Raw genomic sequence first — 14205 nt, 5'->3', positions numbered from 1 at the left:
CATGAACAAATTCACCGTCCTCAACGGCCTCGTTGCGCCGCTCGACCGCGAGAACGTCGACACCGACGCGATCATCCCGAAGCAGTTCCTGAAGTCCATCCACCGCAGCGGCTTCGGTCCGCATTGCTTCGACGAGTGGCGATTCCTTGATACCGGCTACATCGGCATCGACCCGGCGAGCCGCAGGCCCAACCCGGACTTCGAGCTCAACCAGCCGCGTTACCAGGGCGCGAGCATCCTGCTGACGCGCGACAACTTCGGTTGCGGCTCGTCGCGCGAGCACGCGCCGTGGGCGCTCGAGCAATACGGGATCCGTGCGCTGGTCGGCCCGAGCTTCGCGGACATCTTCTTCAACAACTGCTTCAAAAACGGCTTGCTGCCGATCACCTTGCCGGCCGGTGTGATCGACCGCCTGTTCGACGAAGTCGCGGTGACCGAGGGCTATCGCCTGACGATCGACCTGGAGCAGCAGGCGGTCGTGACGCCCGCGGGCGAGGCGATCCCCTTCGACATCGATCCCTTCCGCCGCCGCCGGCTGCTGAACGGACTCGACGACATTGGCGAGACGCTGCTCCATGCGGCCGAAATCGTCGCGTTCGAGCGGGCCCACCACGCCAGCTCACCCTGGCTGGCGAAGTAAGCGGAGCAGTGAGAAGGAAGCCGGCGCTACGGACGGGCGGCGGCTTCCGGTCCGTTCGCCCAATCGCCGATCAGCTTCGCCAGCGCCGGAAGCCCTTCGCGGATCGCGACCGGTCCGGGGGCGAGGATGATTGCCGATTTGACCTCATGGACGTGCCCGTCGCGCACCGCGGGTACGTCCTCCCAACCTTGCCGCGCCACGACCTTTTCCGGACGGAAGCGCTTGCCGCACCATGATCCGATGATGAGGTCCGGGCACCTGCGGGCGGCCTCCAGGGGATCGGGAAGGATTCGGTCGCGTGCGGACGGGCGCGAGGCGAGTTCGCCGAAGATGTCCTCGCCCCCCGCGATCGCGATCAACTCCGACACCCAGCGAATGCCGGAGATCGCCGGTTCATCCCATTCCTCGAAGTACACGCGCGGGCGACGGGGCAGGCGGGCTGCGGTCGCGCGCGTCGCCTCGATCACGGCTTCGAGCTCGCCGACCAGCTTCAACGCCTTTTCCTCCGCACCGACAAGGCGCCCGACCGTCTCGATCATCGCGAGGATGTCCTCGACGCTGCGCTGATTGAAGACGTGCACCGGGACGCCCGCCTTGACGAGATCGCGCGCGATGTCGGCCTGCATGTCACTGAAGCACAGCACCAGATCGGGCTGGACCGCGAGGATCCGTTCGAGGTCGCCAGTAGAGAACGCGAACACCTTCGGCTTTTCCTTGCGCGCCTCGGGCGGGATCACGGTGTAGCCGGAAATCCCGACGATGCGATGCGCTTCGCCGAGCGCGTAGAGGACCTCGACGGTTTCGGTAGTGAGGCAGACGATGCGTTGGGGAAGTCGGGACATGAATGATCGGCGTGAAGAGGGCAGGGGACGCTATTGTGCCGCCAAGGGCGGGAGTTTTCCGTTTGCCGCGGAGCCCGATTCTTGATAAAAGGCGGAGCCGGGCTCGGACGCTTACATCCTCCGGTGCCGCTCTGAATTCGTCTTTTCCCCTTTCCCGATGCCGCATCTCGCTCCCGCCATCCTCTTCGCCGACGACGCGATCGTCGTGGCCGACAAGCCGGCCGGCCTGCTCTCCCAGCCCGCCCGCGGCGAAGAACGGCAGGACTGCCTCGAAGCCCGGGTACAGGCGCTCTACGACGATGCACTGCTCGTGCACCGGCTCGACATGGCGACCTCCGGGCTGATCCTGCTCGCCCGCGGACCGGAAATGCTGCGCCGGATGAACGCCGCCTTCGCTCAGCGCACCGTCGGCAAGCGCTATGTGGCGTCGGTGCATGGCCACGTCACGAACGACAGCGGCGAGATCGATCTGCCCCTCGCCGCGGACCCCGACAACAACCCGCGCCAGATCGTCGACGCCGTGAACGGCCGCCGCGCCTTGACCCGGTATCGCGTCGTCGCCCGCAGCGGCGAAGGTGCCGACGCCGTCTCGCGTATGGAGCTCAAGCCGGTCACCGGCCGTACCCATCAGTTGCGCGTACACCTGATGTCGCTGGGCCATCCCATCCTCGGCGACGTGCTCTATGCACCGCCCGAAAGCGCTGTGCTGAACGCTCGCATGCATCTGCACGCAGCGTGGATCGCGTTCATCCATCCCGAGAGGCGGGTGCCGATGACTTTCGAAAGCGTCGTCCCCTTCTGAGGGAATAGCGCCTGCAAGGATTGCCGCCTTGAAACAATTGCTGCGCCGGTCGCCGATTGACCCCGCTACGCCGGGCCACGATACTTGAGCCCCTTCGCGGCTTGCTCCCGATTTTTCCGACTTTTTCTTTCCCCCCAGGGCCAAAAAAGTGCTGCAAAAACTTTCCTCTTTCCCCGGAGTTCAAGGCCCCGTCGTCATCATCGTCATGGATGGCTACGGCATTCCCAAGTCCGAGCTCGGCAGCGCCATCGCGGCGGCCAGGAAGCCGACTCTCGACCGACTGTTCGCCGAATACCCGAACATCGCGTTGCGCGCACACGGCACGGCCGTCGGCATGCCTTCGGACGAAGACATGGGGAACTCGGAAGTCGGCCACAACGCCATCGGCGCCGGTCAGGTTTACAGCCAGGGCGCGGCGCTCGTGTCGAACGCGATTTCCTCGGGCGAGATCTGGCAGGGCGAAGCGTGGCAGCAAATCGTCGCTGGCGCCAAAGCCGGCCGCCGGGTGATCCACTTCATCGGCCTCTTCTCCGACGGCAACGTCCATAGCCACATCGACCACCTCAAGGCGATGGTCGCGAAGGCCAAGGAAGAGGGCGTCAAGGCAGTTCGCATCCACGCACTGCTCGATGGTCGCGACGTGCCGGAAACCAGCGCCCTCGACTACGTCGAGCCCTTCGAAGCCTTCCTCGCCGGGCTCAGCACCGGCGGCTTCGACGCGCGCATCGCCTCGGGCGGCGGCCGCCAGAACATCACGATGGACCGCTACGACGCCAACTGGAAGATGGTGGAGAAGGGCTGGCACGTGCACGTGCTCGGCGAAGGCGACCAGTTCGCAAGTGCCTCGGCCGCGGTCGTCGAGCTGCGCAAGCGCTTCCCCGGCACCATCGACCAGGATCTGCCGCCCTTCGTGATCGCCGAAGGCGGCAAGCCGGTCGGCACGATCGAGGACGGCGATTCGGTCGTCTTCTTCAACTTCCGCGGCGACCGCGCGATCGAGATCACGCGCGCCTTCGAGGACGCGAACTTCGACAAGTTCGACCGCGTGCGCGCGCCGAAGGTGACCTACGCCGGCATGCTGCAGTACGACGGCGACCTGAAGCTGCCCAAGCGCTTCCTCGTCGCGCCGCCGGCGATCCGCGACACGATGGGCGAATGGTTCTCGAAGGCCGGCATCGCGCAGTTCGCCTGCTCGGAGACGCAGAAGTTCGGCCACGTGACCTACTTCTGGAACGGCAACCGTTCGAGCAAGTTCAGCGGCGAGACCTACGAGGAAGTGCCGAGCGACGTCGTGCCCTTCGAGCAACGTCCGTGGATGAAGGCGGCCGAGATCACCGACGCGATGATCGCGGCCGTGCAAAGCGGCAAGTACAAGGTCCTGCGCTGCAACTACGCCAACGGCGACATGGTCGGGCACTCGGGCAACTTCCGCGCCGCGACGATGGCGATCGAGGCGGTGGACCTGCAGCTCGCGCGCCTGCTGCCCGTGATCGACGCGGCCGGCGGCGTCGCGCTGATCACGGCCGACCACGGCAACGCCGACGAGATGTACGAGTTGGACAAGAAGACCAAGCAGCCCGCCACCAATCCGGACGGTTCCTACAAGGCCAAGACCGCCCACACGCTGAATCCCGTGCCGCTGATCCTCTACGACAACGTGAGCGGCGGGAAGCTGGGACTCAAGGCGGACGCGAAGGCCGGGCTGTCGAACATTGCGGCCACGACCGCCAACCTCGTGGGCCTCGAAAAGCACGAGAAGTGGGATGCAAGCCTGCTGGAAGTGAAGCAGGGCTGATTCCGGAAAGACGAGGGGAAGGCCGGGAGGCCGTCCTTCCCCGCAGCGCTCAACGCTGGACGCAGTATTCGCTGCCGAAGTTACCGCCCTTGAACTCGGGCTCGTAGTAGTACTTCGTGAAGGCCCACTTGCCCTTCTTGTTCTTCGCGAACGACGCGAAGCCGGTGCCGTAGTCCTTCGTGGCGGGATCGGTGTTCGCGAAGTGGATCCCCATCTCCTTGCCCTTCGCCGCCGCGTGGCCGGGGTAGGCCCCGGAACCCGGGACCTCCAGCTTGAAGCGGTACGCGCCGTATTCGCCGTTGCTTTGCGCGCGCACCAACTCCAGCGTCACGATGCCCGTGTAAGGGCCTTCGTGGCTGTCCTTGCCCGTGCAGTCGTACACTCCGCTGTAGTCCACGCCCTTGAACGGTATGGGGGCCATCGGCATTTCCGCGACTTGCGCCTGCGCGGTACAGCATCCCAAGGCCAGGACAACGGTAGATACAAGCTTCATATGCGCGCTCATGAAGACGATGATGGGCGGTCATTCTATACGCATCACCGTTGCCTCAAGCGCGACCGCGCCCGGCATCCGGCAAGTCTCGAATTCGGCCCTTAAATTGTTGCGACTTTCAGTTCACGTGATCTGATTAGTTGTTGCCATTATTGCAACAGTGAATCACCGAATGGATGATTTTTCCGCCGCCCGAACGCGCCTAAAGTGATCTCCACCAACCCCAACAGGAGATACAACAAAATGATCACGATCAGAAGAGCGAACGAGCGCGGTGTGGCCGATTTCGACTGGCTGAATTCGAAGCACAGCTTCTCGTTCGGACACTACTACGACGCAGCCCACATGGGCTTCGGCCCGCTGCGCGTCATCAACGAGGACCGAGTCATTCCCGGCGAGGGCTTCCCCACGCACGGCCACCGCGACATGGAAATCATCTCCTATGTGCTGGAGGGCGCGCTCGAGCACCGGGACAGCATTGGCACCGGCTCGGTGATTCGGCCGGGGGATGTGCAGCGGATGAGCGCGGGCACCGGCATCAGCCACAGCGAGTACAACCATTCGGGTTCGGAGCCGGTCCACTTCCTGCAGATCTGGATCGTGCCGGCAGCGCGTGGCCTCAAGCCGGGCTACGAACAGAACCACTTCCCGAGCGAGGAGCGCGACGGGCGTCTGCGACTGATCGCGAGTCCTGATGGCCGGGACGGCTCGGTGACCGTGCATCAGGACGTGCGCCTGTACTCGGCCCTGCTCGATGGCGGTCAGAGCGCGGAACATGGGCTCGCCGCGGGGCGGATCGCCTGGGTGCAGGTCGCGCGTGGCGAAGTCACGTTGAACTGCCAGCGTCTCGGCACCGGTGACGGCGCGGCGGTCGACGGTGAATCGGCTATCGTCCTTGGCGACGCGCAGGCGGCCGAAGTCCTGGTCTTCGATATGCCGGCAGAAGAAGTCTAGTCGCAGGCCTCGCGCTGCGCCCCTTCGAACGGACGCAGCGCGAACGCCATCCCGAGTGGGCTCGCGTCGGTTTCCCGCCTCAGATCGCCCAGCAGGAACAACCGAGCGCACCCCAGAAGCCCGTGAAATCGGACACCGGGACATTCGACCGTCGCGCCCGGTCGTGATGATGGCCGTGCACGGTGCACGCCCCGGCGCACTGATGGAACGCAGCCCGTTGCGCGGGAGCAGGGCGGAAGTGGCCGGGAACACGGGCCACGGGCGACCAGTCGGGCAGCACGGGCAACGGAGGCGGGGCGAGCGGCGCGAACTCGTTGCTGGCATGGACGATCTTGCCGCCGACCACCGTGAGTACCGATTCGATGCCTTTGATCGCTTCCTCGGGCACGCTGAAGTAATCGTCCGACAGCACTACGAGGTCCGCGAGCTGGCCGCTCTTGATCGCGCCCTTCCTGCCCTGGTCGGAGGAGAACCAGGCGCTGCCCGCGGTCCACAACTCCAGCGCGGTCTCGCGTGACAGGCGGTTGCCGTCGTCGTACAGCGAGAGCCCGCCGACGGTGCGGCCGGCGACCAGCCAGTACAGCGCGGTCCAAGGGTTGTAGCTCGCGACGCGGGTGGCGTCGGTGCCGGCGCCGACCGGAATGCCTGCGTCCAACATGCGGCGGATCGGCGGTGTGTGGCGCGCGGCCTCGGCACCGTAGCGATCGACGAAGTACTCGCCCTGGAAGGCCATGCGATGCTGGATCGCAATGCCGCCGCCAAGCGCTTTCACGCGCTCGATGTTGGGTGCGGAGATCGTTTCCGCGTGGTCGAAGAACCACGGCAGTCCGGCGAAGGGAATCTCGCGGTTCACCTTCTCGAACACGTCGAGCATGCGGCCAATCGACTCGTCGTAGGTGGCATGCAGCCGGAAGGGCCAGCGGTGTTCGACGAGATGGCCCACGACCTTTTCGAGGTCCGCTTCCATCGTCGGCGCGAGATCCGGTCGCGGTTCGAGGAAGTCCTCGAAGTCCGCCGCCGAGAAGGTCAGCATTTCGCCAGCGCCGTTGTGGCGGTAGAAGTCGTCGCCTTGGCGAAGTTTGACCGTGCTCGTCCAGTTCTGGAAGTCCGCCAGCTCTTCCTTCGGCCGCTGCGTGAAGAGGTTGTAGGCGATGCGGACGGAGAGCTTGCCGTCGCGGGTGAGTTCGTCGATGACGCGGTAGTCGTCAGGGTAGTTCTGGAAGCCGCCGCCAGCGTCGATCGCGCTCGTCACCCCGAGCCGGTTGAGTTCGCGCATGAAGAGGCGGGTGGAGTTCACCTGGTGCTCGAAGGGCAGCTTCGGGCCCTTGGCGAGGGTTGCGTAGAGGATCAGCGCGTTCGGGCGGGCGATCAGCATGCCGGTTGGTTCGCCTTGCGCGTCGCGCTGGATCTCGCATCCCGGCGGCGCCGGCGTGTCCTTTCCGTAGCCCACGGCGCGCAGCGCAGCGCGATTGAGCAGTGCGCGGTCGTAGAGGTGCAGCACGAACACCGGCGTGTCCGGCGAAACAGCATTGATCTCGTCGAGCGTCGGCATGCGCCGTTCGGCGAACTGGAACTCGGTCCAGCCGCCGACGACGCGCACCCACTGGGGCGTCGGCGTTCGCTCGGCCTGGTCCTTCAGCATGCGCAGCGCGTCGGCGAGGGAGGGCACGCCTTCCCAGCGCAGTTCGAGGTTGTAGTTGAGGCCGCCGCGGATCAGATGCAGGTGCGAGTCGTTGAGGCCGGGAATCACACGCCGGCCCTGCAGGTCGATGACCTGCGTGTCGGAGCCGCGCTCGGCCATCGCTGCCGCGTCGTCGCCGACGACGATGAACTCCCCATCACGGATGGCGACGGCGCTCGCCGCGGGCTTCTCGCGATCGACGGTATGAATGCGGGCGTTGTGCAGGATCAGGTCGGCCGGCATGTGGAAGCTCCTATCAGCGCTTTTCAGGGATGTTTGTCGATGTTTTCGCGCCGTGTAGCCAAGGGCGCGCGATCCGGACGAGGAGCGGCATCGCGCCCCAGGTCAGTACGATGACGATGCCGCCGGCAACGACGCCGGCGAACAGGAATTTCGGCAGGAGTTGGCCGAGCAGCGGCGCGAAGAGCGCGGCCACGATCATGCTGACCGGCCACACGGCAATCCAGGTGAGCAGCGCCATCTTCCACCGCGGCGGCGGCGGGCCGGGGGAGCGGAACCAGGCTTCGAGCCCGTCGAGCCGGCGATATTCGGGTTCGCCTTCGGTCATCGTTTTCGCCCGTTCGTCCCATTCCTTGAACATCGGCGAGTCGTAGAAGGCATCCCGCTCCTCCTCGTTGCGGAAGGTGCGCAGGATGCCGTATTCGCGGGCGTCCGACCCCGGCGGCGGAACGAGCAGGCTGGCGCCCATCACGCCGCGATGGCCGAACGAGGTCTGGAAGAATTCGCGCAGCGCCTGCTGGAAATCGGCCTCGCAGCCGGCGCGTACGCGGCGGGTAATGGCGACGTGTATGGACATGGTCGGTTCCGGGTGAGCTCTTGAAGGGGCCCGCAGGCCCCGTGCTTCGGATTGCTCAGTGCTCCCTCAGTGCTCCTTATGCGGAACCACTTGCGGCGTTTTCGCCGACTGCGGCGCCTTGTGGACCATCGTGTAGGCGTATTCGACACCGACGCCATAGGCGCCGGCCTGCTGCTTGAGGATGCCCATCAGCGCGTCGTAGTGCTCGCGGTTCTTCCAGTCGCGCTGGAACTCGAGCAGCGCGGGGATCGTGGTCAGGCGCACCGCGCCCGCCTGCACCATGCGCGAGAGTGCCGCGTCGTGCGCAGCCTGCGAGGTCGCGCCGCAGCAATCCTCGACGACGTAGACGTTGTAGCCCGCGCCGAGCATCTCGATCGTCGGCCAGGTGACGCAGACTTCCGTCCACAGGCCGGTCATGATGATGTTCTTGCGGCCGGTGGCCTCGATCGCCTGACGGAAGCCGCTGTCGTCCCAGGAGTTCATCGACGTGCGCTCGACCACGGGCTGGCCGGGGAACACATCGAGCAGTTGCGGCCAGATGTAGCCGCTGAAGGATTCGGTCTCGACGGCCGTCAGCACCGTCGGCACGTTGAATTCCTTCGCGACCTTCGCGAGCAGGCTCACGTTGTTGATGAGGGTCGCGCGGTCGATGTTCGCGACGCCGAACAGCATCTGCGGCTGGTGATCGATGAATACGATCGCCGCGTCTTCGGGCGTGTAGAGCTTCTGGTAGGGGGTCATGCGGTTTCTCCGTGGGGTTGAGTGGCATCGGGTCGCGTTTGCGACCGATCCTCATCGCTGCTCAGGACAATGAGCCTGGCTCTTTGCTGCAATGATCTACAAGGGCAGGGCAGTGCTCCTTCATGATCGCCATCACATCGGCGCGATGCGCCTCGCGCGACCAGTCGCGCTGCAGTTCGAGCAGGAACTGCAAGGCCGTCAGCGACACCGCGCCCGCCTGCTCGACGCGGCGGATCGCGGCGTCGTGCGCGGTACGGCTCGTTCCACCCGATGCATCCTCCACGACGTACATGCCGTAGCCTTCTTCGAGCATCTGCAGCACCGCGAACGCGAGCGCGGTTTCGCTCCAGAGGCCGGCGACGACGAAGTTCCGGCAGCCGCAGTGCCTGACGGCGGCGACGAAGCGAGGGTCGTCCCATGCGTTCATGCCGGTGCGGACGATGCATTCCTGCCCAGGGAAGAGCTCGACCAATTCCGGCACCAGATCGGCGCCGAGTGCGGGAAAATCGACCGTCGTCAGGACGACCGGTACCCGGAAGACCTTCGCGGCCTTGGCCAGCAGGACGACCTTGTCGAGCAATTCGTCGCTGCCCATGCTCGCGACGCCGTCGAGCATCGGCGGCTGCTGGTCAATGAAGACGAGGGCGCAGTTCTCGGGGGTCAGCAAGCCCTTGTCGGTCGAACTCATGCTCATGACGGCCATCCCTTTGCATGCGATTGACGTGCATAGGATGGTCCGTTGCGAATGCGAGCACCATTGACCATCCCGGCGAATTTACGGTCGCGGGAATGGAGGAGGGTGGTCTCCTCCTTTTGGAGGAGAGGGGAATCTACAGATGGACCAGGCCGCGGCGGTTCGCGACCGTGACGGCCTCGATGCGGCTCAGCACGTTCAACTTGGTGAAGATGCTGCGCAGATGAGACTTGACCGTCGTTTCGCCGATGAAGAGATTCGCGCCGATTTCCCGATTGCTCTTGCCCTGGGCCAACAGCGACAGCACGTCGAGTTCCCGTCCGGTCAGCGTTTCGCTGCTGATGCCGTTCGCGAGCTTGGTCAGGAGGCCCGCGGGGATCGACGTCTCGCCCGCGTGCACGCAGCGGATGGCCGCGAGCAGGTCGTCGCGCGGAGCATCTTTCAGCAGATAGCCTTTGGCGCCGGCCTTGATCGCGCTGGCGATATCGGTGTCCGTGTCGAAGGTGGTCAGCATGACGACGCGCGCCGCGGGGTCGTGCCGGCGGATTTCCTCGAGCGCGCCCACGCCATCCAGCACGGGCATCCGCATGTCGAGCATCGCGACATCGGGACGCAGGGCCAGCCACAGCTCGACCGCTTCGCGCCCGTTCGCTGCCTCGCCGACGACGGTCATGTCCGGTTGCCGTCCGATGATCGCGGCCAGTCCTTCCAGCACCGTCACGTGGTCGTCCGCCACAAGAATCCTGATCTTGTTGGCGCTGTCCGTCGAACCGCTCGAAGTCATCCTCTTGCTCCATTCACAACCATGTTCGCGATGGGTAGGACGACCGTGATTTCGGTGCCCGCACCCAAGGCGCTGACCACGCCCAACGCGCCGCCCATTTCCTTGACCCGTTCGCGCATGCCGACCAGGCCGAACCCGTCGCGAACGCGATCCGGATCGAATCCGCAGCCGTCGTCGCGCACATACAGCCGCAGTTCGCCGTCGGAAAACGAAATCCGGACCGCGATATGCTGCGCATGCCCGTGCCGCAGCGCATTTGTGAGCGCCTCCTGCCCGATGCGCAGGACGTTGTCCTCCCAAGCGGGCGGGATGGGGCGCGATTCACCTTCGAGCGTCAGTTCGGCGACGATGGAAGTGCCTGCCGTCACCTCGCTCATCAGGCGCCGCAAGGCTTCGCATAGGTCGGCCGTTTCCAGCCTGCGCGGACGCAGGGCATGCACGGAACGCCGCGCCTCCTGCAGGCTCTCGCGGGCGAGGTTGCCGGCACGCGAGAGGTGGTCCTCGGACTCCTGCGCGAGGCCTCGCCCCCGCGCATCGGCCGCGGCTTCGAGTTGCACGATCACCCCGGTAAAGCCTTGTGCGAGCGTGTCGTGGATGTCGCGCGCCATGCGGTTCCGTTCAGCCGCCACCGCCATCTGGCGGCTCTGCTGCGACAGTCGCACGAGGTGGACCGTCAGCATCGTCTGGTGAGCCAGCGCTCGTGTCAATTCGATATCGTCGCGGAGGAAGGACGGCTTACGCGTGAAGCACACGCCGATCACCCCGGCGACGCTGCCGGCGACGGTCATCGGCATCAAGAGAATCGTGCGCAGCTGCAGCGCACGCAGGCGCTCCTTCAGGGAAAGCACCGCCGGATCCCCGTCCCCGTCGTCGAGCACACGACTCCAGCGCGCCTCGGCGCCGCATCCGATGCACATCCGTGCAGACGGCTCGTCGAGGTCGTCGAGCAAGCCGTGCTCGCCGGTGCGCAGGAGCTCACTCCACGCCGGATAGGGCGCCAGCACCGCCGGAAGCCTCTGCACGGGATGATTCGTATCGCGGCTGAGCCGCCCGTCGCCCGACGAGATGGCGGCCCGCAGAGCGAGCGATCCAGCATCCTCGCACCGATCCCACACGCACACGCTGTGCGCATCCGATTGCTGGATGATGGTGCGCAGCACATGCTCGAGCAGCCGGTCCGGATCGGACTCGCGGGCGAACGCATCGAGCGTGTGCATCAGGGCATCCAGCTGCCCGCGGGCGAGATGCTCGGACCCGCGCAGCGCCTCGGCCGCCTGCTGGCGCTCCGTGACGTCGCGCAGGATGGCGGTGAAGATCTGCTTGCCGTCGATCGCCAGCTTGGAAATCGTGGCTTCGGCCGGAAACTCGCTCCCATCCTTGCGGCGACCGACGACGGAGCTGCGTTGCCCCATCGCGCGCGCAACCTCGGGCGAGCGCGCGAAGTCCTGCAGATGTTTCGAATGCGCAGCAGAAAACCGTTGCGGGATGAGCGTGTTCAGCGGCTGCCCGATGAGCTCGTCGCGCGAATATCCGAACGCCGCTTCCGCGCCCCGGTTAAACAGGACGATCCGCTCCTCGGAATCGACTGAGATGATCGCATCCTCGGCGATGGCGAGAACGCCTTCGAACAGGGTCTTGGCGGCGCGCGTCTCGTCTTCGGACTCGGGGACCGGTTCCATCGATGCTCCTTTCGCGCCGTGCGCGGAGAACCATGATAGTGCTGGCCTGCGAGCGCTGCCATCACACCCGCGCGGACGGGGAACGGGGGAGGGGCAAGAAATTGTAAGGGCGGAATATTCCTCGCCGGCGGCTGTTGTGAACGCGTTGCGCCTCTGAGGCGCACACGACCAACACAAAAAAATCCCCCCCGACAAGGAGACCCGCATGGAACAAGACCCCGCACGCCGCCGCGCGCTCAGGGCAATGGGCGCGCTCGGCGCCGGAGCCGCCCTGATGCATCCCGCGCTGAAAGCGCTCGCCGCCACGACCGATCATGTCGAGCTTCCCTTCGACAACGGCGGCCGCGAGCTCATCGCCTTTCCACAAAAGCGGCCGCTGATCGTCCTGACCAGCCGGCCGCCGCAGCTTGAAACGCCATTCCCGGTTTTCAGCGAAGGGCCGATCACGCCCAACGACGCGTTCTTCGTCCGCTACCATTGGAGCGCGGTCCCGACCGCGATCGATCCTCAAAGCTATCGGCTGCGCGTAGGCGGAAAAGTGAACGCGCCGCTGGAACTATCGCTCGACGAGTTGAAGCGACTCGCGGATCCGGTCGAAATAATCGCTGTCAATCAATGCTCAGGCAACAGCCGCGGCCATTTCAGCCCGCGGGCGAACGGCGGGCAATTGTCCAACGGCGCGATGGGAAACGCCCGCTGGACCGGCGTGCCGCTGAAGAAGGTGCTGGAGAGAGCAGGGGTCCAGGCTGGATCGGTACAGGTCAGTTTCGACGGACTCGATCGGCCGCCGCTCGAAGGCGGCCCGGACTTCATCAAAGCATTGCACATCGACCACGCGCTCGATGGCGAAGTGATGCTCGCATGGGCGATGAACGGCGAGGATCTGCCGATGCTCAACGGCTATCCCGTCCGCCTGATCGTCCCCGGCCACTACGGCACCTACTGGGTCAAGCATCTTTCCGACATCCGCGTTCTCGATACGCCCTTCGACGGATTCTGGATGGCCGCCGCTTACCGTGTCCCCGACAACGCGTGCGCCTGCGTCGAACCGGGCAGCGCGCCGACGAAGACGATACCGATCAGCCGCTTCAACGTGCGCTCCTTCATCACCAACGTCGCCGACGGCGCAAAGCTGCCGGTCGGCCGCGAAACGGTCGTTCGGGGCATCGCGTTCGACGGCGGCTACGGCGTCACGGGCGTCGCTTTCTCAGCGGACGGAGGGCAGACCTGGACCGAGGCGCGCCTCGGCAAGGACCTCGGAAAGTATTCGTTCCGCGAATGGCAGGCGACGTTCAAACCGGCCCGACGCGGGACCTACGAACTCAAGGTCCGCGCCATCAACCGAATCGGACAGAGCCAGCCCACGGACAGCCTGTGGAACCCGCCGGGCTACATGCGCAACGCCGTCGAAACCACGCGCGTCATGGCAGCCTGAGGAGAGCGCAATGAAAATGCCCATCTGCAAGATCGTCCGCACGCTCGTCCTGACCGCCGCTACCTGGACGTCCGGCGCCCACGCGCTCGAGATCGCGCTGCCGCCCGATACTGTGACGTACGAGCAGAGCGATCTGCCTGGTTACCGTCTGGTGCAGCAAAACTGCCTGATCTGCCACTCGGCGCACTACGTCGCCTACCAACCGCCGTCGAGCCCGCGAGCCTACTGGGACGCGACCGTGAAGAAGATGAAGAAGGTCTTCGGAGCGCCCGTCACCGACGAGGCTATCCCCGAGATCGTCGATTACCTGGTCAAGACCTACGGGGCGGAACGTTCGCAGTTTGCAGGTAGATCGGGCACTGACACGCGCCGGACAAACTGAGCGGCACTGAGCGTAATAGTGGCAAGAGATGGCGCTCTTCGGGTGGCAAGAGCGCCGTCTCATGGGGACTTACTTCGATAGTGCAGTGCGGGCGGAGGGAAGGGTTAAGTCGAACGATGTTGTTATCCGCTCGCTCTCGAGCAATATCGTAGTTTACATAATACCAACTCGCCTAGCCAGCGACTCCCAAAGGGCGCGCGTGCGCTCGTCTTTCGCGCGCTGAAGATGCGCGGAAATCAAAACCTCAAGCGGATCACATTCGAGTAGTTCGGCGATCTTGGCGGCGTTCGTGTCGCTGAATGAGTCGTCGCCGTTGCGGAAGCGGCTTGCAGAGGCGCGGGTAACGCCAAGGAGGGCGGCGGCTTGCGAGTCGCTCTTGAGGGCGTACTTGTCGCGGATCGCGTCGAGGTAGGCGGCAGACGTTTTCATGTGGCGCTCCGTAGTTAGGGGGGTGGCTACGTAGGGG

General features: G+C 65.3%; 15 protein-coding genes. 6 read left to right on the top strand and 9 right to left on the bottom strand.

Annotated features, from left to right (window positions below; translation table 11 throughout):
* Position 1 precedes the first annotated feature (1 nt).
* Positions 2 to 640 (top strand): 3-isopropylmalate dehydratase small subunit, encoded by a 639-nt coding sequence (gene leuD, locus VJ673_RS02840; protein WP_324124509.1) that lies wholly within the window; start codon positions 2 to 4, stop codon positions 638 to 640.
* Between the two features lie 26 nt (positions 641 to 666).
* On the opposite strand, the gene VJ673_RS02835 is transcribed toward leuD, so the two are convergent.
* On the bottom strand, positions 667 to 1482 hold the full coding sequence (locus tag VJ673_RS02835; RefSeq protein WP_324124508.1) for a cobalamin-binding protein: 816 nt from the start codon (positions 1480 to 1482) through the stop codon (positions 667 to 669).
* A 157-nt stretch (positions 1483 to 1639) separates the two neighbouring features.
* Between VJ673_RS02835 and VJ673_RS02830 the strand changes: the two genes are divergently transcribed.
* Positions 1640 to 2284, top strand: coding sequence for an RluA family pseudouridine synthase (locus tag VJ673_RS02830; protein ID WP_324124507.1), 645 nt, complete (start codon positions 1640 to 1642; stop codon positions 2282 to 2284).
* Positions 2285 to 2432: 148 nt separating this feature from the next.
* Positions 2433 to 4079: a 2,3-bisphosphoglycerate-independent phosphoglycerate mutase gene (gpmI, locus tag VJ673_RS02825; RefSeq protein WP_324124506.1), complete on the top strand. Its 1647-nt coding sequence runs from the start codon at positions 2433 to 2435 to the stop codon at positions 4077 to 4079.
* A gap of 49 nt (positions 4080 to 4128) precedes the next feature.
* Here gpmI and VJ673_RS02820 read toward each other — a convergent pair whose 3' ends face one another.
* Entirely contained in the window at positions 4129 to 4500 is a 372-nt protein-coding gene (locus VJ673_RS02820) for a hypothetical protein (RefSeq protein WP_324124505.1), read from the bottom strand.
* A 315-nt stretch (positions 4501 to 4815) separates the two neighbouring features.
* Between VJ673_RS02820 and VJ673_RS02815 the strand changes: the two genes are divergently transcribed.
* Positions 4816 to 5526: a pirin family protein gene (locus tag VJ673_RS02815; RefSeq protein WP_324124504.1), complete on the top strand. Its 711-nt coding sequence runs from the start codon at positions 4816 to 4818 to the stop codon at positions 5524 to 5526.
* 79 nt (positions 5527 to 5605) lie between these two features.
* Here the strand turns inward: VJ673_RS02815 and VJ673_RS02810 are convergent, their stop codons facing one another.
* The 6 genes from VJ673_RS02810 to VJ673_RS02785 all read right to left on the bottom strand — a co-directional run bounded on the left by VJ673_RS02810 (position 5606) and on the right by VJ673_RS02785 (position 11922).
* A complete protein-coding gene (locus VJ673_RS02810; RefSeq protein WP_324124503.1) occupies positions 5606 to 7450 on the bottom strand; it encodes an amidohydrolase in 1845 nt (614 codons plus the stop codon).
* Positions 7451 to 7463: 13 nt separating this feature from the next.
* Positions 7464 to 8024, bottom strand: a complete 561-nt coding sequence (locus VJ673_RS02805; protein ID WP_324124502.1) for an antibiotic biosynthesis monooxygenase — start codon at positions 8022 to 8024, stop codon at positions 7464 to 7466.
* Between the two features lie 66 nt (positions 8025 to 8090).
* Positions 8091 to 8765 (bottom strand): hydrolase, encoded by a 675-nt coding sequence (locus VJ673_RS02800; RefSeq protein WP_324124501.1) that lies wholly within the window; start codon positions 8763 to 8765, stop codon positions 8091 to 8093.
* A 61-nt stretch (positions 8766 to 8826) separates the two neighbouring features.
* Positions 8827 to 9459, bottom strand: a complete 633-nt coding sequence (locus VJ673_RS02795; RefSeq protein ID WP_324124500.1) for an isochorismatase family protein — start codon at positions 9457 to 9459, stop codon at positions 8827 to 8829.
* A 136-nt stretch (positions 9460 to 9595) separates the two neighbouring features.
* A complete protein-coding gene (locus VJ673_RS02790; RefSeq protein WP_324124499.1) occupies positions 9596 to 10243 on the bottom strand; it encodes a response regulator transcription factor in 648 nt (215 codons plus the stop codon).
* On the bottom strand, positions 10240 to 11922 hold the full coding sequence (locus tag VJ673_RS02785) for a PAS domain S-box protein (protein WP_324124498.1): 1683 nt from the start codon (positions 11920 to 11922) through the stop codon (positions 10240 to 10242). The genes VJ673_RS02790 and VJ673_RS02785 overlap by 4 nt, the downstream gene beginning before the upstream one ends.
* Before the next feature lie 205 nt (positions 11923 to 12127).
* Here VJ673_RS02785 and sorA point away from each other — a divergent pair, with 205 nt between their 5' ends.
* Positions 12128 to 13357, top strand: coding sequence for a SorA family sulfite dehydrogenase catalytic subunit (gene sorA / locus VJ673_RS02780; protein WP_324124497.1), 1230 nt, complete (start codon positions 12128 to 12130; stop codon positions 13355 to 13357).
* Between the two features lie 10 nt (positions 13358 to 13367).
* Entirely contained in the window at positions 13368 to 13739 is a 372-nt protein-coding gene (sorB, locus tag VJ673_RS02775; protein ID WP_324124496.1) for a SorB family sulfite dehydrogenase c-type cytochrome subunit, read from the top strand.
* Between the two features lie 153 nt (positions 13740 to 13892).
* On the opposite strand, the gene VJ673_RS02770 is transcribed toward sorB, so the two are convergent.
* Entirely contained in the window at positions 13893 to 14168 is a 276-nt protein-coding gene (locus tag VJ673_RS02770; protein ID WP_324124495.1) for a helix-turn-helix domain-containing protein, read from the bottom strand.
* Positions 14169 to 14205: the final 37 nt, after the last annotated feature.

The sequence above is a fragment of the Aromatoleum sp. genome, assembly GCF_035254505.1.
Classification (GTDB): domain Bacteria; phylum Pseudomonadota; class Gammaproteobacteria; order Burkholderiales; family Rhodocyclaceae; genus Aromatoleum.
The sequence above is the reverse complement of the archived record's forward strand: the minus strand, read 5'-3'. Positions and strand labels throughout refer to the sequence as shown.